This window comes from Kitasatospora sp. NPDC098663 (genome assembly GCF_044760075.1).
Classification (GTDB): domain Bacteria; phylum Actinomycetota; class Actinomycetes; order Streptomycetales; family Streptomycetaceae; genus Kitasatospora.
Map to the genome: position 1 here is coordinate 101308 of NZ_JBIWAP010000017.1, position 20879 is coordinate 122186.

At 71.9% G+C, this 20879-nt stretch carries 18 protein-coding genes; 9 read left to right on the plus strand and 9 right to left on the minus strand.

Annotated elements, in window-relative coordinates; genetic code table 11:
* Positions 1-292 precede the first annotated feature (292 nt).
* Positions 293-1192, minus strand: coding sequence for a trypsin-like serine peptidase (locus tag ACIQVZ_RS20210; RefSeq protein ID WP_402451680.1), 900 nt, complete (start codon positions 1190-1192; stop codon positions 293-295).
* 353 nt (positions 1193-1545) lie between these two features.
* Here ACIQVZ_RS20210 and ACIQVZ_RS20215 point away from each other — a divergent pair, with 353 nt between their 5' ends.
* Positions 1546-3837 (plus strand): hypothetical protein, encoded by a 2292-nt coding sequence (locus ACIQVZ_RS20215; RefSeq protein ID WP_402451682.1) that lies wholly within the window; start codon positions 1546-1548, stop codon positions 3835-3837.
* 105 nt (positions 3838-3942) lie between these two features.
* Here the strand turns inward: ACIQVZ_RS20215 and ACIQVZ_RS20220 are convergent, their stop codons facing one another.
* From ACIQVZ_RS20220 to ACIQVZ_RS20235, 4 genes are all read right to left on the minus strand, one after another.
* Positions 3943-4350 carry a hypothetical protein gene (locus ACIQVZ_RS20220; protein ID WP_402451684.1) on the minus strand — a complete coding sequence of 136 codons (408 nt, stop codon included), beginning with the start codon at positions 4348-4350 and terminating at the stop codon, positions 3943-3945.
* 419 nt (positions 4351-4769) lie between these two features.
* Complete coding sequence (locus ACIQVZ_RS20225; protein ID WP_363587227.1) at positions 4770-5156, minus strand: nuclear transport factor 2 family protein; 387 nt, start codon at positions 5154-5156, stop codon at positions 4770-4772.
* Between the two features lie 79 nt (positions 5157-5235).
* Positions 5236-5931 carry a type 1 glutamine amidotransferase domain-containing protein gene (locus ACIQVZ_RS20230; RefSeq protein ID WP_402451687.1) on the minus strand — a complete coding sequence of 232 codons (696 nt, stop codon included), beginning with the start codon at positions 5929-5931 and terminating at the stop codon, positions 5236-5238.
* Between the two features lie 238 nt (positions 5932-6169).
* On the minus strand, positions 6170-7939 hold the full coding sequence (locus ACIQVZ_RS20235) for an MOSC domain-containing protein (protein WP_402451689.1): 1770 nt from the start codon (positions 7937-7939) through the stop codon (positions 6170-6172).
* On the opposite strand from ACIQVZ_RS20235, the gene ACIQVZ_RS20240 reads away from it, so the two are divergent.
* From ACIQVZ_RS20240 to ACIQVZ_RS20250, 3 genes are all read left to right on the plus strand, one after another.
* A complete protein-coding gene (locus ACIQVZ_RS20240; protein ID WP_402451691.1) occupies positions 7938-8339 on the plus strand; it encodes a hypothetical protein in 402 nt (133 codons plus the stop codon). The two genes, ACIQVZ_RS20235 and ACIQVZ_RS20240, sit on opposite strands and share 2 nt — an antisense overlap.
* A gap of 56 nt (positions 8340-8395) precedes the next feature.
* A complete protein-coding gene (locus ACIQVZ_RS20245; RefSeq protein WP_402451693.1) occupies positions 8396-8887 on the plus strand; it encodes a signal peptide protein in 492 nt (163 codons plus the stop codon).
* A 751-nt stretch (positions 8888-9638) separates the two neighbouring features.
* Positions 9639-10013 (plus strand): transglycosylase SLT domain-containing protein, encoded by a 375-nt coding sequence (locus tag ACIQVZ_RS20250; protein ID WP_350879261.1) that lies wholly within the window; start codon positions 9639-9641, stop codon positions 10011-10013.
* Positions 10014-10351: 338 nt separating this feature from the next.
* Here the strand turns inward: ACIQVZ_RS20250 and ACIQVZ_RS20255 are convergent, their stop codons facing one another.
* From ACIQVZ_RS20255 to ACIQVZ_RS20265, 3 genes are all read right to left on the minus strand, one after another.
* Complete coding sequence (locus ACIQVZ_RS20255) at positions 10352-11635, minus strand: amidohydrolase family protein (RefSeq protein WP_402451696.1); 1284 nt, start codon at positions 11633-11635, stop codon at positions 10352-10354.
* Between the two features lie 75 nt (positions 11636-11710).
* Positions 11711-12985, minus strand: coding sequence for a sensor histidine kinase (locus tag ACIQVZ_RS20260; protein ID WP_402451699.1), 1275 nt, complete (start codon positions 12983-12985; stop codon positions 11711-11713).
* Positions 12982-13647 carry a response regulator transcription factor gene (locus tag ACIQVZ_RS20265; RefSeq protein ID WP_402451702.1) on the minus strand — a complete coding sequence of 222 codons (666 nt, stop codon included), beginning with the start codon at positions 13645-13647 and terminating at the stop codon, positions 12982-12984. Before ACIQVZ_RS20265 ends, ACIQVZ_RS20260 begins: the two co-directional genes overlap by 4 nt.
* Positions 13648-13789: 142 nt before the next feature.
* Between ACIQVZ_RS20265 and ACIQVZ_RS20270 the strand changes: the two genes are divergently transcribed.
* The 5 genes from ACIQVZ_RS20270 to pepN all read left to right on the plus strand — a co-directional run bounded on the left by ACIQVZ_RS20270 (position 13790) and on the right by pepN (position 20105).
* A complete protein-coding gene (locus ACIQVZ_RS20270; RefSeq protein ID WP_402451704.1) occupies positions 13790-14293 on the plus strand; it encodes a hypothetical protein in 504 nt (167 codons plus the stop codon).
* Positions 14283-15374 (plus strand): efflux RND transporter periplasmic adaptor subunit, encoded by a 1092-nt coding sequence (locus ACIQVZ_RS20275; protein ID WP_402451706.1) that lies wholly within the window; start codon positions 14283-14285, stop codon positions 15372-15374. Before ACIQVZ_RS20270 ends, ACIQVZ_RS20275 begins: the two co-directional genes overlap by 11 nt.
* Positions 15371-16081, plus strand: a complete 711-nt coding sequence (locus ACIQVZ_RS20280; RefSeq protein WP_350879255.1) for an ABC transporter ATP-binding protein — start codon at positions 15371-15373, stop codon at positions 16079-16081. The genes ACIQVZ_RS20275 and ACIQVZ_RS20280 overlap by 4 nt, the downstream gene beginning before the upstream one ends.
* Entirely contained in the window at positions 16078-17274 is a 1197-nt protein-coding gene (locus ACIQVZ_RS20285; protein ID WP_402451709.1) for an ABC transporter permease, read from the plus strand. The genes ACIQVZ_RS20280 and ACIQVZ_RS20285 overlap by 4 nt, the downstream gene beginning before the upstream one ends.
* Positions 17275-17615: 341 nt before the next feature.
* The gene (gene pepN / locus ACIQVZ_RS20290; protein ID WP_402451710.1) at positions 17616-20105 is read left to right on the plus strand and encodes an aminopeptidase N; all 2490 of its coding nucleotides are present in this window, start codon (positions 17616-17618) and stop codon (positions 20103-20105) included.
* A 123-nt stretch (positions 20106-20228) separates the two neighbouring features.
* On the opposite strand, the gene ACIQVZ_RS20295 is transcribed toward pepN, so the two are convergent.
* Positions 20229-20609, minus strand: a complete 381-nt coding sequence (locus ACIQVZ_RS20295) for a hypothetical protein (RefSeq protein ID WP_402451712.1) — start codon at positions 20607-20609, stop codon at positions 20229-20231.
* Between the last annotated feature and the right edge of the window lie 270 nt (positions 20610-20879).

The window sequence follows — 20879 nt, forward strand, 5'->3', positions numbered from 1 at the left end:
AACCGCCGGTGAGCACCCGCCCACCTGCGCGCGGGAGGGACTTGGGGGTTCTCGGCCAGACGCCGTCGGGAGCCGGCGCACCTGTCGTCCTCTCGTGGCGGAGAGGGGCGCTTCTCGCGCGTCCAGGCGGGCGTGGGCCCGGCGCGCGTATGCCGGTAGTGGCCGTCGCGCCGGATGTGCCGCTCAGGAATTGGCGCGGAGCAGCACCGGCCTCCTGCCCCGGCACTCCAGCGGGCTCGGCAGTGAGCTCCGGCTGGAGTGCTGGGGCAGGAGGCTGGTGCGGCGTGTGCGATCAGGCGTTCTGCGCCCCGTTGAAGACGTTGTAGGCGTCGTCACGGTAGTAGGCGCTCACCGCCCACCACTTGCCCTGCCAGCTGTTGCCCGTGACGAAGTCGCCGGTCTGCACGGCCGAGCCGTCGTTCTGGTCGTAGTTCACGAAGAACGGCCCGCCGCTGGCACCTCCGCCCAGTCCGATGCAGTTGTCGATCCGCGCGGTGGGCGGCTGCTCGGGGCCGGCCACCGGCTGGCCGCCGCACCAGAGCATGTGCTCCTGGCTGGCAGGAACCACTCCGGGGATGCCGATGATGTGCGCGTAGTTGTTGATGTCCCGGTTGAACCCGATGCCGGTGGCCCCGACGACATCCGCGATGTGGCGGCCGTTCAGCGTGTTCAGCACGATGAAGGCGATGTCGCCCTGCGGAGCGGGGGCGTCGACCCAGCCGGCCGCCCGCCAGGTCCACCAGCCGTAGGGGGCGTTCCCCGCGTCGTAGCCGGGAGCGAACGTGAAGTCGTGCCCGCCCTCCACGCAGTGCCGGGCGGTGGCGATGACGTCGCGGTTGGCGCTGGAGACGACGTTGGCGGTGCACACGCCGCCCCCGGTGAGCAGCCGCCCCGTGGTGCCCCAGACGCTGGCCTTGGCGCCGGCCGTCGCGCTGGCGTTGGCCTTGGCGCCTCCCTTCGGGCTGACGGTCGGTTCGGTCGCGTGGATCGTCAGCGGTTGGCCGCCGAGGGAGCTCTCCTTCTCGGGCGTCCAGCTCGTACGGCCGGCATCCGCCGGGTTGATCACGACGTGGCTCTTGCCGCTGACCCTCTCGATCGGTGTGGCGCCCGTGGCCGGTGCGGCGGACGAGGCCGGCACGGCCAGGCCGAGGGCCGCCACCGATACCAGGACTGCTGCGAGGAGACCGCGCATGCGCATGGGTGTCCTTTCCTTCGCTGTGGGGTGTGTTGTCCCGTCAGCTTGGAAGCCGCATGTCAACAACGAGTCAACAACATGTCAATGACCGTCGCGGCGACCGGCGTCGGCGACCGCCGGCAGGAGCTCGAACCCCACCCCGCCCGCCCGATGCCCCTGCGGCTGACGAAAGACGACCCCCGGGTTCGGCGGCCCGCCCGGTGCGGCCGGCTCTGACCGGGCCGCAGGTGCGCGGGCGGTTACGGGGAAGCTTCCGAAACGAGAACCGTTTCCAAAAACCCCGCCATCGATCGGTCAAGGTCTGTCAGAACACGGCCGTAGCGACCGCCCGCTGCGCCAGGGTGGGCGCCATGAGACTCCTCAAGCCCCGTCCTGCCCCGCGCGCGGGCCGAACGCCGTTCCGCGCGCTGCCGCTGATCGCGCTGGTCGTGGCCGGCGCGGTGATATCCCTCGGTACGGTCGTCCCGGCCGCGGCCGCGACCTCCCGGGTCGACCTGAACGTCCTCGTCGTCACGGACGGCAACCCGTGGGTCGAGGGCATCCGCAGGCAGCTGGTCTCCGAGGGCGTGCCGACCACCGTGGTCGACCTCACCAGCAGCAACCGCGTGACCCTCACGGCGTCCTTCCTCGCCGACGCCCTGGCCGACGGCACACCGCACGGCCACTTCGAGGGCGTCGTCCTGCCCAACGACGCGCCGAGCCAGCTCTCCACCGCCGAACTCTCCGCCCTCACCGGCTACGAGCAGGCCTACCACGTCCGACAGGTCGACTCCTACGTGTGGCCGGGCGCCAACACCGGTCTGAGCACGCCCGCGTGGACCGGTTCGCTCGACGCGACCACCGCCACCGCGTCCTCCTCCGCCCGGACCGACGCCTTCCGCTACCTCAACGGCCCGGTGCCGTTCGAGGGCACCGCGGGCGGCAGCGGCTCGTACGGCGCGCTGGCCACGCCGCTGCCCGACAACCCGGCCACCGGCTCGCACTTCGAACCGTTCCTCACCGAGACGGTGCCCGGCACCTCGACGCAGGGCGTGCTCGCAGGTGTCTACACCAGCGGCGGCCGCCAGCAGTTGGTCCTCACCTTCGCGTACAACTACGACCAGCAGCAGTTCCGGCTGCTCGCACACGGGATCGTCGACTGGGTGACGCGGGGCGTCCACCTGGGTTACTGGCGCAACTACTTCTCGGCACACATCGACGACCTGTTCAACGCCAACTCCCGGTGGAGCCAGAGCGGCAAGTGCACCCCGGGCGAAGGCGACTGCGCCGCCGGCGTACCGGACACCACGCCCATCCGGATGGCCGCCTCCGACGTCACCGACACGGTGAACTGGCAGCAGCAGAACGGCTACACCCTGGACTTCCTGTTCAACGCCGGCCCGGGTGTCGAGTACCAGGAGGAGCAGGGCGGCGACGACCCGCTGAGCGACGCGCTGCTGGCGAACAAGAGCAGCTTCCGGTGGGTCAACCACACCTACGACCACCCGTTCCTGGGCTGCGTGCAGGACTTCTCGGTGATCCCCTGGCGGTGCCAGACCGACGCCTCGGGCGCCATCGAATACGTCGACCAGCCCACCATCAGCTCCCAGATCACCCAGAACATCCAGTTCGCCCAGGCCAACGGCCTCCCGTTCCGGCCGAACGAGCTGGTCGCGGGCGAGCACTCCGGCACCGTGATGCTGCCGCAGCAGCCCGACGACAACCCGAACTTCCTGGCCGCGCTGAGTGCGAACAACATCCAGTGGCTCGGTGTCGACGCCTCCCGCGAGAGCGGGCAGCGCCAGATCGCCTCCGCGCTCGGCACCCCGCGCCACCCGGTCAACGTGTTCTACAACGTCTCCACCCAGGCCGACGAGGTGAGCGAGTACAACTGGCTCTACACCTCCAAGGCGAACGGCGGCAGCGGCAACTGCGAGGCCAACCCGGCCACCACGACCTGCATCGCGCCGCTGGACCCGAACACCGCCTGGTCGAGCTACGTCCTGCCGCTGCAGGTCAGGATCACCCTCGGGTACGTGCTGTCCAACGACCCGCGGCCCTTCTTCATGCACCAGTCCAACCTGACCGACGACAAGCTGGCCCTGCAGACCCTCACCGGCATCCTGTCCACCTACCGCACCTGGTTCACCGCGGACACCCCGGTGGTCAACCAGACCCTCACCGACTCCGGGACGGTCCTCCAGCAACAGGCCGGCTGGCAGCACGCCCAGAACACGGGCTCGGTCACCGGCTACATCCAGGGCGGCGTGGTCACCCTCCAGGGGGCCTCCGGCACCGCCGTGCCGGTCACCATGCCCGCCGGCACCACCGTCACCGGCGGCGCCGCCTTCGGCGCCGCGTACGGCGGCGAGCAGTCCGCGAACACCACGCTCGGCGCGACGGCGACCGCACTGACGCTGCCCACGAACGTGTTCGGTACGGTGGCCGACTCGACCCCCACCGGCCCGGGCGCGGAGCTCGCCTCCTACGCCAAGGGCTCCCCGCACGACGTGCGCCGCGACGGCGACGCCATCGTCATCACCGACCCGACCGGCACCCACGTCCTGCCCAAGCTCGCCGGCGCGCCGGAGGAGCAGCTGCACATCGGCGACCACCACCACAACCCGTACAACGCCGTCCCGAAGGCGCCGGCCAAGAAGTAGCCCGCACCCCGCGCCGCGCACCCCGCGCCGCGCACCCCGTACCGCGGCGGCGGGCCGCACGAGCGCTCCCCGGCCCGTGCGGCCCGCCGCCCGCCGTCGGCCCGGCTACGCGGTGCCGACGGTGAGCCGGGTGATGGTCCCGACCACCTCGGTGTCGGTCGCGTCGAGCAGCGAGGCCCGGACGGCCGCCGTGTCACCCGCGGCGTAGCGGCTCTGGTTCAAAGTCGTTACCGGGACGGTCACTTGGACATCCGCGCCCGTGCAGTTCGGGGTGAAACGTGCGTAGCCAAGGGCGCCGGACGTACGGTCCTCGGCGGTCACGGTCGCGGACGCGACGAAACCGCCGGCGTCGCAGGAGTACGCGATGGTGACGTTCACCGTCGCCGAGGCGCCACCGGAAACGGTCGCGCCGTCGACCCGCACCCCGGTGCCGGCGTGCGCCGGGGCCACTCCGAGCACCGCCCCCGCGAGCAGTACGGGTACGCCGAGCAGAGTCACGATCCTGCCGTTCATGATGCCCCTTCCAATGCCGATCGCTGCTCCCATGCCGTCGACGACGGTACGGACCGGCCGGGCGGCGGTCGGTCCCGGAGTCCTTCCCGGGGTGATACGCCGGGGCCGGCACCACCGGCAGCGTCACCGCCGTGACCTGCAAAACCAATCTGACCATACATCATCAATACCAACTGGCAGGGAAGTTGACCCAGGTCGCGGAGTCACTCCGCCTGGACTCTGCGCCGGGGCCTGACCGTTGCCGCCCGGTAGCGGGAGGCGACGGAGCAGCTGGCCGCAGTCCGCCCCAGCGAGGTGTTGACTGTGACCGTCGCCGCTGACCGGCGTCCTGAGGGGGCTGCCCGCGTCGTCCGCTACCGCCTCGGCGAGTTCGGCGAGTTCGGGCGTGTTCGAGGTCGCGGCCGCAGACCGGTGGCGGATCACTCCCCGGGTTCGACCCACTGCGACCGCCAGGCCGGCGGGTCGAACGGGTCGGCGAAGTACTGCGTCTCCCTCACCACGCGTCCTGCCGAGAACTCCATGATGCTCACGGTCTGCGTGGGCTTGCCGTCATAGGTGAGCACGAATTCGGTCACCCAGAGGTCGCCGGATCCGAGGATCCTGCGCACGGTGAAGGTCCGGACCGCGGGATGCTGGGTGCGCAGTGCCTGGATGTTGCTCCTGCCGCGGATGACCTCGCCGGACTGCGGGTACTCGACGATGACGTCGTCGGCGTAGATGTCGTGTTCCGCGTCCGCGTCGCCGCTGTTCGATGCGGCCCAGTGCCGGTCCAGCAGGGCCCGGGCAACCGTCGCTTCCACCGTCATGGCCCTTTCGCTCGGAACACCACGTGCCCGATGTCCTGCGACGCGGGCGCGTGCCTGGGCGGGATCGCTCCAGGACTGGTCACTTGAGGATCTCCAGCATCCGGTTCCCGAGGACCGCGGCCGAGGCCGGGTTCTGTCCGGTCACCAGGTTGCGGTCCTCGACCATGTAGGGCTCCCAGACCGGACCGCGGCTGAAGTCGACCCCGACCTTCGCCTTCACGTCGGTCTCCAGCAGCCACGGCGCTTTGGAGGCCAGTCCCACGCCGTCCTCCTCCTCGTCGGTGAAGCAGGTGATGTGGTAGCCCTTGAACGGCGACTCGCCGTGGATCCTGGTGGCCAGCATCGCGGCGGGACCGTGGCAGACGATGAACAGCGGGTTGCCCGAGGCCAGTTGCCGGGTCAGCAGCCGCCCCACGTCGGCGTCCCACGCCAGGTCCGCCATCGGACCGTGGCCGCCTGGCAGGTAGACCGCGTCGTAGTCCTCCAGGCGCACGTCCGACAGCTGCAGCGGTCGACGAAGCACCTCCGCGGAACGGATGACGGCCTCCAGCTCCAGGGCGCTGTCGTTTCCGCCGACCATCTCGGGACGCAGGCTCATCATGTCGACGGTCGGCGTCACACCGTTCGGCGTCGCGACGACGACCTCGTGACCGGCGTCCGTGAGGATCTTGTACGGGTTCGCGAACTCCTCGGCCCAGTAGCCGGTCGCGTGCCTCGTGCCGTCCTTCAACACCCAGTAGGTGGCTCCGCTGACGATGAAAAGCACCTTTGCCATGGCAGAAATCCCCTCTCGGACGCACGCCAGGAGTGGGTTCGGCGGGATGCCCCACGCAACCGACCCGCCCCGCCGGTCTTCGCCCCTCGCCCCACGCAACCACGCTAGGCAGCTGCGCCGACCGCGCGCAACCCGGCGCCCCGTCGGCGCTCTGCCACACGTATCGCTCCGTCGGTGGTGGCGCCCTCCGCCCCGGACACACCCGACCCCGGACACACCCGACCCCGGACACATCCGGTCACATGTCCAGGACCACATCGGCCGGGGGCGTCGAACAGCAGATGAGCGCGCTTCCCGTGGCGGGGGGCTCCAGGGGCTGCGGGGCGTACTCGACGTGGCCGGAGAGGAGCGCGGTCTCGCAGGTGTGGCAGATTCCGGTGCGGCAGGACCAGCGCACGGGCACGTCGCACGCCTCGGCGAGTCCGAGCAGCGTGCCGTAGTCAGGGTGCCAGGGGACGATCAGCCCGCTGCGCGCGAAGGCTACGGACGGTCCCGGGCGGCCGGCGGGAGGAGCGGCCGGCTGGTGCGGCGCCCGGGCGGGTCCGGTCACCACACCGGGGGTGACGGCGGACGTGGCCCCGAAGACCTCGGTGTGGATCCGGGAGGACGGCAGGCCGCAGGCCTGAAGGGCTCCGGTCATGTCCCGCATGAACGGGCTCGGCCCGCAGATGTAGGCGTCGGCGTCCGGAGGCGGCTCCAGGCCGCGGATCCGCTCGGGACTGAACCGCCCACTGACCGTGTAGTCGACACCTGGGCGGTCGACGTCGGACGGGCGGCTGTAGGAGACGAACGACCGGCCCGCGGGCAGCTGGGCGAGCAGTGCGCGCACTTCGCCGGCGAACGGGTGGTTCTCGCCGTCCCGGGCCGCGTGCAGCCACCACACCGCGCGCTGCGAGTGCTCCGCGGCCAGGGCGTGCAGCATGGCCAGGACCGGGGTGGCGCCGACACCGGCGGACAGCAGCAGGACCGGAGTGTCCGCGTCAGCGAGCAGGAACGTGCCGCGCGGAGCGGCGACATCGAGGACGTCACCCACCTTCACGTGCTGGCGCAGGTAGGTGCTGGCGACACCGTTCGGCTCCTGCTTGACACTGATGCGGTACGTTTCGGCGCCCGGTCGGCCGGAGAGCGAGTAGTTGCGGATGACCGGGGAGGCCTGTGGGTCCGGCCGCAGGCGGACCGTGAGGAACTGCCCCGGCAGAGCGGCGGGCAGGGGCTCGCCGTCGACCGCCGCCAGAGTGAGCGAGAAGATGCCCGCGCTCTCCGGCTCGATGCGGGAGACTTCGAGCCGACGGAACCCGGGCCAGGCCGGCGGCGGGCTGCTGGTGGTCAGCCCGCGGTTTCCACCCGCGGCGCCGGAGCCGCGGTCCGCGTCGTCGAGCAGCGCTCTCAGCGACGTCTTCCAGCCGGGGCTCAACGCGGTGATGCGCAGGGCCCGTTCGAGCTGCGGCCGGGCGTGGCCGGGCAGGTAGAGCAGCGCGTCGATCTCCGCGACGGTCATCTCCTCGGGGCCCGAGGCGATCTTCACGATCTCGTCGCCGGCCCGCACCCGCCCTTCGGTCAGCACCCGCATGTAGAAGCCCGGGCGGCGATGGGACACCAGCAGGGCGGCCATCTGCGGCTCGCCGAGCCGCAACCCCACGCGGTAGCACGTCACGCGGGGTTGGGTGACCTCGAAGACCGCACCGCCGATCCCGTAGCGGTCACCGATGCACACCTCGTCGTCGGCGAGTCCGTCCACGGTGAGGTTCTCGCCGAACTGGCCGTACGTGAAGTCGTCCCGCTTCAGGTGTTCCTGCCAATGGCGGTAGGAGCTCAACTGGTACACCAGTACGGCACGTTGCTCGCCGCCGTGCCCGGCGAGGTCGCCCTGCCCGTCGCCGTCCAGGTTGAGCCGGCGCGCCATCACGGGCCCGGCGACGGGGTGCTTCCAGATGCCGGTGCGGGTGGTCCTGCCCTGCCAGGGGACGTCCTTGGGCATGCCGACGTTCACGGCGATGAGAACGGCCATGACCTGTGCTCCTCCCGCGCTCGACAGACCGGTTCCTCCAGCGTCGTACGGTCGGCCGCCGACCGCACCCGAAGAGCCCTGCGCGGCGCCGGGGCGCGGCGACGGCGACATCACCACCCACACCGCCACCGACCCCACCACGACCGAGCACGACGAGCACGACGAGCACGACGAGCACGACGAGCACGACGAGCACGACGAGCACGACATGCGCTGCGACCACCACGAGCACTGGTGGACCAACCCGCTTGCGGTGCCCGCTCTCGGAGGGCCCTGGGCGGAGCCGCCGGTCCGGTGCGGATGCGCGGTGGGCCATTGGTGTGCAGGGTGGATGGGTACGGTCCGGGCTGCCCGGCGGCGGCAGTCCGTCCAGCCGTGGATGCGCTCGGTGGGCGGGTGATCGCCCGGCCGCCGGTGAACTTCCCGGGAGCGCCGTCGACGACCGAAGGAGACGCCATGCCCACCTGGAAGGTCCTCCGCCGGGCTCTGGCCCCGACCGCCCTCGCCGCCGTGTTGGCCGCGCCGTTCACGATGCCGTCGCCGGCGCTGGCCACGGGGGCCTTCACCCCGCAGGTGGTGGCCGCTGCCGCGCCGGTGTCGTTCGTCGGCCTGCCCGACCGGCCGCTGCCGTCCGACCACGCGGCGCATCCGATCACTGTCACCTACCGCAACGACTCGTCGGCGGACCGGACCGTCGCCCCGCAGATCCTCGTCGAGTCACCGGACAACGGGCCCTTCCTCGCCCCGACGGACATCAAGCTGGAGGTCCTGAGCGGCGGCCACTGGAGGACCGTGCGGCTGGCCAGCCAGACCGGAACGCTGTACACCGACCTCACCCGGGCGAAACTGGTCCTCCACAGCCATCACACCCTCACCCAGCGGTACCGGCTCACCGTCGTCAAGGCCGGCCCGGGCACGGTCCAGCCCAGGATCGCGCTGTACGCCTGAAACCCTCGGGGCTTCGCCGGCCGCAGGGGCCGCATGGGCCGCATGGGCCGCGCCGAGATGCCCGGCGACTCGCACACGGCCACGAACGACGCCGGGACGTCTTCGGAGCGGGGTGTGCCGACGGGGCGGGCGTCCCGGTGGCCGGCCGGGATCCCGTGACGGCTTCGCGCCCGGCCCGACTGCCGCCCTGCCGACCACGGGGCCGACAGCTGGGGCGACGTCCTGTGGTGCCGTTCCCGCGTCGCCGGGTGTGGTGCCGTTCCCGCGCCGTCCGGGTGTGGTGGCGGTCTCACTGGCGGCCGATCGGCGGTGACCCGGCGTGGTGGCGGCGGGCCGGTCGGTGATGGCGGCGGGGCTGGGGCCGTGAGTGCGCTCACATGCGAATGCGGTGTACGACGACGGATAGTGGTGTCCGTTTTGCACTATTTTGCAACTATTTGGTGTGTTATTGGGGGGTGTTTGCGCAGGCAGAGCGGGATCGGCGCGCTCCGGGCGGCCCGCCTCTCGAACCAGTGCCGGTCGCTTCGCTACGACGGCGGATCGTAGCGAGGGGGTCTTGGCGAGCGCCGATCCGGTCTGGCAACTTGGCATTCATCGCCAGCCACACCGGCTCCTGTCCCACCGGTGAACGGCTTACCGCCGAGTCACACCCCGCGACCGTTCGGCCCCTGTCCGGCCACGGTCGAGGCGGGGAGTGACACCGGCCCAACTGATTGAGGTCTTTCTTTCTATGCCCGCTTTCAAGCTCCGCATGCGTACCTCTGCCGTGATTCTTGCCGGTGCCGCCGGTGTGACCGCCCTGGGTGCCGCCGTGGTCCCCGCCGTCGCCTCGGCCGCGGACGCCTCCCCGCAGGCCATCGCCGCTCAGATCGTGCCGGCGGACCAGCTGGCCTCGTTCAGCCAGATCATCTCCCACGAGTCGGGCTGGAACGTCACGGCGACCAACCCGAGCTCGGGCTCGTACGGTCTGGGCCAGGCGCTGCCGGCCTCCAAGATGGCCTCGGCCGGCGCGGACTGGAAGACCAACCCGTCCACCCAGATCAAGTGGTCGCTGGACTACATGAACACCCGCTACGGCAGCCCGAACGCCGCCTGGAACTTCTGGCAGGCCAACCACTGGTACTAAGCCGACCACTCGGCTTCCCCTCACCCCGGGGGCCGGACAGGGGCAACCGGAGTGACCCACGAGGGCCTGTTCCCGCGCATCCGCGCGGGAACAGGCCCTCGTGCCGTCTCCAGGCCGTTCGAAACATCCCGATCGGCAGCAGCGCACCCGCGCCCGGCGCGCGGCAGCGCATCGCCGGGCGTCGCGTCCGTCGGTGGCCTGACGTCCTGGTCGTGCCCGACCTGCGTCGGCGCCCACACACCCGGTGCCGCGAACCGCCCGGCACGCCCGACCGACCCGCAGGGCCGTGACGGACCGCCCGAGCCGCGGGCAGGTGGAAGCCGGTTCGGATGTTCGGATCAGCCGAGCTCGTTCTTGTGGACGACGCCGTCCTTGACGATCAGTCGCAGGTTGCGTTCGGGGTCGGCGAGGACGGACAGGTCGGTGGTCGGGTCGCCGTCGACGACCAGGAGGTCGGCCCATGCTCCCGGCGCGATGACGCCGAGCGGCGCGGCGCGATAGGGGTCTCGGCGGCCGGACAGGCGGAACAGCTCGGCGTTGCCGGAGGTGGCCGTCCGCAGGGCCTCGACCGGGCTGAGGTGGCTGCCGAGCCGGACGAGCATCTCGTTCTGCCGGTGGGCCTTACCGGGGTCGAGCACCAGGTCGGTGCCGAAGGCCAGCCGCACGCCGTGCTTCACCGCCCAGGCGATGGTGCGGGCGACGCCTTCGCAGACCTCGCGATTCTTGCGGTCGCTGTCCGGAGAGGCGTACTGGTGGTCGTCGACCTCGAACGGCTGGGTGCTCAGCCACACGCCCTGCTCCGCGAGGTAGCGGATGGTGCCCTCGTCGACGAGGTGCCCGTGCTCGATGCAGCGCGCTCCGGCCCGCACCGCCCGGCGGACGCCTTCGGAGGTGTAGACGTGCACGGTCACGTAGGTGCCCCAGTCGGAGGCCGCGGCGACGGCGGCCTCCAGCTCGGCCGTGGTGAACTGCAGGACGTCCAGCGGGTCGAACTCGGAGATGACGCCGCCGCCGGCCATCAGTTTGATCTGGGTGGCTCCCTTCTTCAGCTGCTCGCGCACCGCGGCGAGCACCCGTTCCGGTCCGTCGGCCACCCGGGTGAACCCGATCTGTTCGGTGCGGGCCGGTGGCCCGCCCAGGGCGGTCGGGACGTCGTGGACCGCCCCGAAGTCGCCGTGGCCCGCGGTCTGGGAGACGGCCGCCTGGCTCGGGTAGATCCGTGGGCCCGGGAACAGCCCGCGGTCCAGCACGCGCCGGAGAGGTTCGGTGTCTCCGGCCATGTCCCGCACGGTGGTGAAGCCGCGCATCAGCATGTCGCGGGCCGCGGCCAGGGCCTGGTAGTGGAGGGTGCCGGTCGGCGCGAGCTGGAGCTCCGCCATGGTCCCGCCGATCGCGAACAGGTGGACGTGCGCGTCGGTGAGGCCGGGGATGAGGGTGCGGCCTCCGCCGTCCAGCACCGTCGCGCCTGCGGGGAGGCCGGGCGGGAGGGGGCGGCCCAGCACCACCTCCGCGATCCGGTCCCGTTGGACCAGGACGTGCCCCGGCACCGACTCCGCCCCGATCCCGTCGAAGACGCGCACGTTCGTCACCAGCAGCCCGGCACCCGAGTCGTCGACACCCATGCCGCCATCCTCGGCCGGTCACGGGACCGGGACCAGCGGGACAGGCCGATCCGCCGGGGCGAGGCTCCCACCAGTTCACCGAACAGCGTCCGTGGGGAACTCGACCCGGACCCGCAGTCCGCCCGCGCCGCCGGGGACGGCGGTGACGACGGCGTGATGGGCGCGCGCGATGGAGGCGACGATGGACAGGCCCAGGCCCGCGCCCTCACCCGGGCTGTGCCGACGCTCCCGAAGGCGCCGGAAGGGCTCGAAGAGATAGGGGACGGTCTCCGGCGGCACCTGGGGGCCGGTGTTGGCGATCTCCAGGACACCGTCGCGCACGCCGACCTCGACCCGGCCGCCGTCGTGGTTGTAGCGCAGGGCGTTGCCGACCAGGTTGCGCACCAGGTGTGCCAGCAGCACCGGATCACCCTCGACGGACACGGGGGCGGTGTCGGTCCGGACGGTGACGCGGTTCTCCCGGGCTTCCTGCGAGGCGGCGCACTCGGCGGCCACCGCGCGGGCCAGCTGGTCCAGTGCGACCGGTTCGCGCCGGTCCAGCCTCTGGTCGGAGACGGACAGCAGCAGCAGGCCCTCGATGAGCCGTTCGCTGCTCTCGGAGACCTCGATCAGTTTGCGGCGGACCCGGGCGACGGCCGCCGGGTCCTCGGTGGCCAGCCCGATCTCGGCCGCGGCCCGCTGCACCGCGAGCGGGGTCCGCAGCTCGTGCGCGGCGTTGGCCGCGAACCGCTGCTGCGCACCCACCAGTTGTTCCATGCGGTCGAGCATGGCGTCGAAGGTGTCGGCGAGCTGTTTGAGCTCGCCGGGGGGTGCGTCGAGGGCGATCCGCTCGTGCAGGTTCTCACCCGAGAGCCGCTGCGCCGTGTTGGTGATCACCGCCACCGGGCGCAGCACCCGCCCCGACATCCACCAGGCGAGCGCCACCGAGATGACGGCGAAGGCGGCCAGAGCGATCAGGGAGACGGTCAGCAGCTGGTTCTGGGCTGCCTGCTCGGCGGCCTGGGTGACGACCTTGACGGCCTGGAAGTGGGACTGTCCGCCGTCGGCGGAGGTGGTTCCGGGTAGAGCGTTCGCGGGTGCGGCGGTTCCCACCGTGAGGGTTTTCGCCGCGGCGGGGTCCGGGGTCGCGAGTGTGGCCAGTCGCGGTTCGACGGCGACGGCCGTGCTGATCGAGGTGTACAGGCCCTCCCGGACCAGGAAGTTGACCAGGAACATGAGCATGGCCCCGGCGAGGACGAGCAGCCCGCCGTAGAGCATGGTCAGCCGGCCCCGTTCCCCGCCCGGCAGTCGCGGGCGTGGTCGGCCGGGCAGGGGAAGGCGGTTCAGGCCGGCTGCGGCGGAGCGCCTCATGCCGGTACGCCGATGCGGTAGCCGTGGCCGGGCACGGTGTCGATGACCGAGGGCTCGCCGAGCTTGGCGCGGAGCTTGCTGAGGACGACCCGCACCGCGTTGGTGCGGTATCCCATGTTCTGCTCCCACACCTGCTCGATCAGGTCCTCGCCGCAGACGACGGCGCCCTCGGCCTGCATCAGCACCTCCAGTACGCCGAACTCCTTGCGGGACAGGGCGAGGTAGCGGCCCTCCCGGAAGGCCTGGCGGCGGGCGGTGTCGAGGGTGATGCCCGCACGTTCGATGACCGGCGGGAGGGCGGGGTGGGTGCGGCGGCCGAGCGCCAGGACCCGGGCCAGCAGTTCCTCGTAGGCGAACGGCTTGGTGAGGTAGTCGTCCGCGCCCAGGTCCAGGCCGTCGACGCGGTCGCGGACGGTACCGGAGGCGGTGAGCATCAGCACCCGGGTCAGCAGCCGCTGCTCGACGACGCTCTGGCACACCTCGTCGCCGTGCGCCCCGGGCAGATCGCGGTCGAGCACGAGCACGGCGTAGTCGGTGAGCCTCAGCCGCTCCAGCGCGTCGGCGCCGTTGTACACGACGTCGACGGCCAGGGCGTCGCGCCGCAATCCCTCGGCGATCATGTCCGCCAGGAATTCCTCGTCCTCCACGATCAGTACACGCATGACACCAGGTGTACCTGAAACCCACCTTTCGTCGCCGTAAAGGTCTCGGCTGACAGCGGCGAAATGCGGGTGCGTGCCAGCCTCTGCGTGGTCGAAGTGGTCGAAGTGCTCGGCCACTCGTCATCGGACACGGAGGAATTCCATGCGGAACCACATGCGGAACCACAGGTACGGCGCGGCGGCCGCGCTGGTGGCGGGGATCGCGCTGTTCGCCACGGCCTGTGGCGCGGGCGGCACGGGCTCCGGCGGGGGCGGCGGCTCGGACTCGTCGGGCAAGGGCGCGGCGGCGGACCAGGCCTACGAGCACCGTAAGTGCCTGCGCGAACACGGCGCCCAGGTGAAGGAGCCCGAGCCGGGCCAGGACCCGCGGGCCATGGTCCTGGAGGGCGGCCAGGACAAGATGGCGGAAGCCCTCAAGGCCTGCGGGGGAGCCGGTGGCTCGGGCGGCGCGAAGATGTCCCAGGCCGACAAGGACAAGGCCCTCGAATTCGCCCGGTGCATGCGCGGTAACGGTGTGGACATGCCGGATCCGAAGTTCGACGGCGACTCGGTGATGTCGGGATCGGCGATGAAGGTCCCGGAGGGCGCCGAGAAGGACAGGTTCGACCAGGCGAACAAGGCGTGCAGTGGTCAGAATGCGCAGTGAGCGCGGGCGCAGCCGCCGTACGTACCTGATCGCCGTGCTGGCCACCTCGGTCACGCTGGCGGGCGGGGTCACGGCCCTCTCGCAGGCCGGAGGCAGCGGCAACGCCGGCGTGGCACGCACGGACGGGCTGCCGCCGAGCACGGGCTCGGTGGAACGGCAGGACCTGAGCAGCCGGACCCGGGTGGACGGGGTCCTCGGCTACGCGGAGGAGCGCCGGATCAACGCCGGTGTACCGGGCACCCTCACCTGGCTCCCGGAGGCCGGCGCGGTGGTGAAACGCGACGGGGTCCTCTACGAGGTCGACGGCCGGAAGGTCCGGCTCATGTACGGCGAGCGCCCGATGTACCGGACGCTGAAGGCCGGAGACGAGGGTCCGGACGTCAGACAGCTGAAGGAGAACCTCCGCGACCTGGGCTACGGCAAGGGGCTGGCCGCGGACGAGAAGTTCACCGCCGGTACGGCGGACGCGGTCAAGCGCTGGCAGAAGGCCCACGGCCTGGCCCAGAGCGGGGAGATCGGCCCCGAGCAGATCGCCTTCTCGCCCGCTGCGGTGCGGATCAAGAAGAACGACGCGGCCGTCGGCGACCAGGCCGCTCCCGGCAAGCCGGTCCTCACCGCCACCGGCTCCGAACGGCAGGTTCAGATCAAGATCGAGGTCTCCCAGGCCGACCTCGCCAAGCCCGGCACCCGGGTCGAGGTCGACCTGCCCGGCGGCGGCAGGGCCAAGGGCAAGGTCGCCTCCGTCGACCGCACCATCGGTGAGGACGGCAAGGAGCAGGGCTCCCCGGACAAGCCCGCCAAGATCACCGCCCGGGTGGTCTTCGACGACCCGGGGCAGGCGGACGGCTTCGACCAGGCGCCCGTCACCGTCGAGCTCGAAGGAGAGGTCCACAAGGACGTGCTGACCGTACCGGTCAACGCACTGCTCGCGCTGTCCGGCGGCGGCTTCGGCATCCAGATCGTGGAGAACGGGAAGGTGCGCGAAGTCCCGGTCGAGCTCGGCATGTTCGGACAGGGCCGGGTCGAGGTCAGCGGGAGCGGCCTGTCCGAGGGAATGAAGGTCGGGGTGCCCAAGTCATGAGCGCGGTGGTCGAGCTGAACCAGGTCACCAAGGAGTACCCGGGAGGGGTCACGGCGCTGCACGGGGTGGACCTGCGCGTCGAACGCGGCGAACTGCTCGCCATCGTCGGCCCCTCGGGGTCGGGCAAGTCCACCCTGCTGCACATCGTCGGCACCCTGGACCGGCCCAGCGCCGGATCCGTCACCCTGGCGGGCCACGACGTCGCCGCCCTCTCCGACCGCCGGCTCTCCGCCCTGCGCGCCCGGCACATCGGCTTCGTCTTCCAGTCCTTCCACCTGGTGGCCGGGGTCAGCGCCCGGGACAACGTCGCCGAGGGCCTGCTCTACTCGGGCCTGCCGCGCGCCCAGCGCCGCAGGCGCGCGGCCCTGGCCCTGGAGCGGGTCGGGCTCGCGGACCGCATGCACCACCGGCCGCACGAGCTGTCGGGCGGCCAGCGCCAGCGGGTGGCCATCGCCCGGGCGGTGGTCGGCGAGCCGGACCTGCTGCTGGCCGACGAACCGACCGGTGCACTGGACTCCGCGTCGAGCGAAGCGGTGATGGAGCTGCTGTACGACCTCAACGCCGAGGGTGCCACCATCGCGGTGATCACCCACGACGGCGAGATCGCCGACAGCCTGCCACGCCAGGTCCGCATCCGCGACGGCCGCGTCGTGGCGGATCTGCGCACCGGCGCCGGCGCCCCGGCCGATCGGGGTGGGGAGCGATGAGCCGCACACGGCTGGCCCCGGCCCGGCTCGGCCCCCGGGACGTCCTCCACGTCGGCTCGGCCGGCCTGCGCACCCGGCCGCTGCGGGTGGTGCTGTCCGCGCTGGGCATCGCCATCGGCATCGCCACCATGATCGCGGTGGTCGGCATCTCCTCCTCCAGCAAGGCGCAACTCCTGAGGCAGCTCGACCAGCTGGGCACCAACCTGCTGGTGGCATCCCCCGGGCAGGGGCTGTTCGGAGAGAAGGTGAAGCTGCCCGAGGAGTCGACCGGCATGCTGAGCCGCGTCCCCGGGGTCGAGCAGGTCGGCGCGACCGGGGACCTGTCGCAGTCCGTCAGACGCAGTGAGAAGATCCCCAAGGAGGAAACCGGCGGCATCACCGCGAAGGCCGCCACCGAAGGACTGCTGGACGTCGTGCGCGGCGCGGTCGGCTCGGGCACCTGGCTCAGCGAGGCCAACGGGCGCTACCCGTCGACGGTGCTCGGACACGTCGCGGCCCAGCGCCTGGGCATCACCGCCCCCGGCCAGCAGGTCTACATCGGCGGCCAGTACTTCACCGTCATCGGCATCCTCGACCCGCTGCCGCTGGCTCCCGAGATCGAACGGGCCGCCCTGGTCGGCTGGGACGGCGCCGGCGCGCTGCTGGGCTTCGACGGCCACCCGACCCAGATCTACGAACGGTCGACGGACCAGACGGTCGGTGCGGTCCGCGCACTGATCCCCCGCACCGTCGACCCGCAGAACCCGCACAACGTGCAGGTCACCGACCCCTCCTCGGCACTCCAGGCCAAGGCCGCCACCGAGGGGGCGTTCACCGACCTCCTGCTCGGACTGGGCGGGGTGGCACTCCTGGTCGGCGGCGTCGGGGTCGCCAACACGATGATCATCTCAGTGCTGGAGAGACGCCACGAGATCGGACTGCGCCGCTCCCTGGGCGCCACCAGGGGCCAGATCCGCCTCCAGTTCGTGACGGAGTCCCTCCTGCTCTCCGGACTGGGCGGGCTGGCCGGCGTGGCCCTGGGCGCGGCCGCCACCTACGCCTTCGCCGCCTCGGGCGGCCTGCCCTGGGTGGTCCCCTTGTGGGCCGTCACCGGAGGCTTCGCCGCCACCCTGCTCATCGGCACGGTCGCAGGCCTCTACCCGGCCGTCCGGGCCTCCCGGCTCTCCCCGACCCTCGCCCTCCACGCGGGCTAGCAGTCGGCACGGCGTGGGGCGCTCCCTGGAGCGCCCCACCCGCCAGGCCGCAGCGGGCGCGAACGGGGTGGAAGACATCTCACGTGGCTGACGAGTCAAGCTGCGGCCACCAGTTCGGAGGAGGCGAAAGCACCGGGATGGCAACAGGACGCCTTCACCCGGCTGGCGGACCAGTTCGGGCTCGCCGACCACGTCCACCTCAGCCTGATTGTTGTGGGCCATCCTGATCAGCGGAGCCGGTGCGGAAACGGCTTTCGCGCGGGCGCCGTGGCCGGATGTCACGAAGCCCGGAGCCGAAAAGCCCGTACCGTTCGCCCCTTGGATAGAGCAGCATGGCCCCTGTGTCCGATACCTCAGTACTCACTCGCGCCGAGGCCGTCGAGCGCCACCGGCTGCTCGACGTCCACACCGTCCACGTCGACCTCGACCTGACCCACGGACAGGAGCTGTTCGGCTCCACCACGGTGATCCGCTTCGGCTGTGCCGCCCCGGGCGCCGGGACGTTCCTGGACGTCAAGCCGGCCGCCCTGCACCGGGTGGCGCTGAACGGCCGCGAACTGGACGTCGCCGCCCTGCGGGCCGGGCGCTTCCCGCTGACCGGCCTGGCGGCCGACAACGAGCTCACCGTCGAGGCCGACATGGCCTATTCGCACACCGGCGAGGGCATGCACCGCTTCACGGACCCCGCCGACGGCGAGGACTACGTCTACACCCAGTCCTTCCTCGACGACGGCCCGCGGGTGTTCGCGTCCTTCGACCAGCCCGACCTCAAGGCGCGGTACACGGTGTCCGTCACCGCGCCGCAGCAGTGGACCGTGGTCGGCAACAGCCTGGGCCGCCAGGTCTCGCCCGGCCGCTGGGAGTTCGCGCCCACCCCGGCGATCAGCAGCTACCTGGTCTCCGTGGTGGCCGGCCCGCTGCACTCGGTGCATGCCGAGCACGACGGGATCCCGCTCGGCCTGCACTGCCGCCGCTCGCTCGCCGCCCACCTGGACGCCGACGTCGACGAGCTGCTGGAGATCACCCGGCAGGGCTTCGACCACTACCACCGGGTCTTCCGGCACCGGTACCCCTTCGACAGCTACGACCAGTGCTTCGTACCGGAGTTCAACGCCGGCGCGATGGAGAACCCGGGCTGCGTCACCCTGCGCGACGAGTTCGTCTTCCGGTCCGCCGTGCCCGACACCAAGCGCGAGGAACGCGCCATGGTGGTCATCCACGAGATGGCGCACATGTGGTTCGGCGACCTGGTCACCATGAAGTGGTGGGACGACCTGTGGCTGAACGAGTCCTTCGCCGAGTACATGGCCTACAGCGTCACCGCCTCCTCCACCCGCTTCACCAGCGCCTGGACCGGCTTCGCCGCCGACCGCAAGACCTGGGGCTACGACGCCGACCAGCGCCCCTCCACCCACCCGGTGGCGCCCGGCACGGTGGACGACACCGCCCAGGCGCTGCAGAACTTCGACGGCATCTCCTACGCCAAGGGCGCCGCCGCACTGCGCCAGCTGGTCGCCTGGCTCGGCGAGGAGGCCTTCCTGGCCGGCGTCAACGACTACTTCGACGAGCACGCCTTCGGCAACGCCACCCTCGACGACCTGCTCCGGGCCCTGGCGGCGACGAGCGGCCGCGACGTCCACGGCTGGGCCGACCGCTGGCTGCGCACCACCGGCGTGGACACCCTGCGGCTGACCGACGGCCGGATCGAGCAGACCTCGGCCGACGGCACGCTGCGCCCGCACCGACTGACCGTGGCCCACTACCGGCGCACCGCCGAGGGAGCCCTGGAGCAGGCCGGCCGCGTGCCGGTCGACCTGGCGGCCGATGCCACGGTCACGCGGCCGGCCGGTGCCGAGCTGACCCTGCTCAACGACACCGACCTCACCTTCGCCAAGATCCGCCTCGACCCCGGATCCTGGCAGGCCGTGCGCTCCTCGCTCGGTGCCGTACCCGAGGAGTTGGCCCGCGCGGTGCTCTGGAGCGCCGGCCGCGACCAGGTGCGCGACGGGGAGTTGGCGCCCGGCGAGTACCTGCGGCTGGTCGCCGACCACCTGCCCGGCGAGACCTCGGTGCACCTGGTGGACGCGGTGCTCGCCTTCGCCCGCGAGTTCGTGGTGGACTGCGCGGTGCCGCCGTCCGGGCGCCCGGAGGCACTGGCCGGACTGGCGCAGGTCTGCCGCACCCTGCTGCGGCGCACCGAGGGCGAGCCGGGCCGCACCGGTCTGCGCCTGGTGGCCGTGCGCGGCGTGATCGCCACCGCCGACGGCGAGGAGCAGGCCGCCGAGCTGCGCGACTGGCTGGCGGCCGGCACGGTACCCGGCGGTCCGGTGCTCGACCCGGACCTGCGCTGGCAGTTGCTGCTGCGGCTGTGCGTGCTCGGCGCGGCGGGTGAGCCGGAGATCGCCGCCGAACTCGCCGCGGACCCCAGCAGCACCAGCCAGGAGGGCGCAGCCCGCTGCCGCGCCGCGCTGCCCGCCCCCGCGGCCAAGGAGACCGCCTGGCAGGCGCTGTTCCACGGCGAGCTCTCCAACTACCTGGCCATCGCCACCGCCCGGGGCCTGTGGCAGCCCGAGCAGGCCGAGCTGCTGGAGGAGCTGACCGCGCGCTACTTCAAGGAGCTGGGGCCGGCCGCCGGCCGCCGCGGCCCCGCACTGGCCCGGGTGCTCGCCACGGCGGGCTTCCCGGCCTTCGCCGCCACCGAGCAGACGGTGCGGGCGGCCGAGGCCTGCCTGGCCGACCCGGACCTCACCGCGGCGACCCGGCGCGGACTGGTGGACCAGCTGGACACACTGCGCCGCGCCGTCCGGGCGCGGGCGCTGACCGAGCGGTAGCAGCGGGGCGACGGCCGCCGTCGGAGTCGGAGTCGGAGTCGGAGCTGGAGTTGGAGTCGGAGCCGGGTCGGGAACCGAACCCGATCCGGCGCCGGCTCCGGCCCCTCCCGGCCACCGGAGGCCTCAGCAGCTCTCCTCGATGTAGAGGAGGGTCAGGAGGCCGTCCGCGGAGGCGAACTCGTAGGGGTGGTAGCTCGGCGCTTCGTCCCCGTGCAGCCTGTCCTTGATCTCGTGCCAGGCCGCGAGCCGGTCGGCCGGCGGGACGTGGCGGAAGTGTCCGCCGGCGCCCTCTCCCACGATCAGCTCGTCCGCCTGGGTCGCCAGACGCCTGGCCAGGTTGCGGTGGAGCGGACCGCGGACCTTCTGCCACAGCCGGCCGTCGTCGTCGGTGAACTCCGCACGGCCGGCCGGGGACGGGATGCCCTCGCCGTACCAGTACTCGACCGGCGGCAGCGCGGCCGTGATCTCGGCCAGGGTCGCGGCACGGTGGCGTTTCTTGGGCATGGCCCAACTCTCCCAAGTCTTCGAGATCCGGACAACGCGCTGAGTGAGAGGCCCCGGGCAGGCCGGCGGGACCCCAGCAGGAAGCCGTACGCCAGCGCGCCGATCAGTGCCCGTCCCGACAGGTGGATGTCCACCAGCGAGCTCGGGTTCCCGGCCCCGACCTCGATGCGCCGGTGGGCGGGGACGAACGCGTCGATGTCGTATCGGTCCGACGATCTTACTGGCGGCGACCTTCACCGGCCGAGGGCGGACGGTCAACGGTCATGGAGA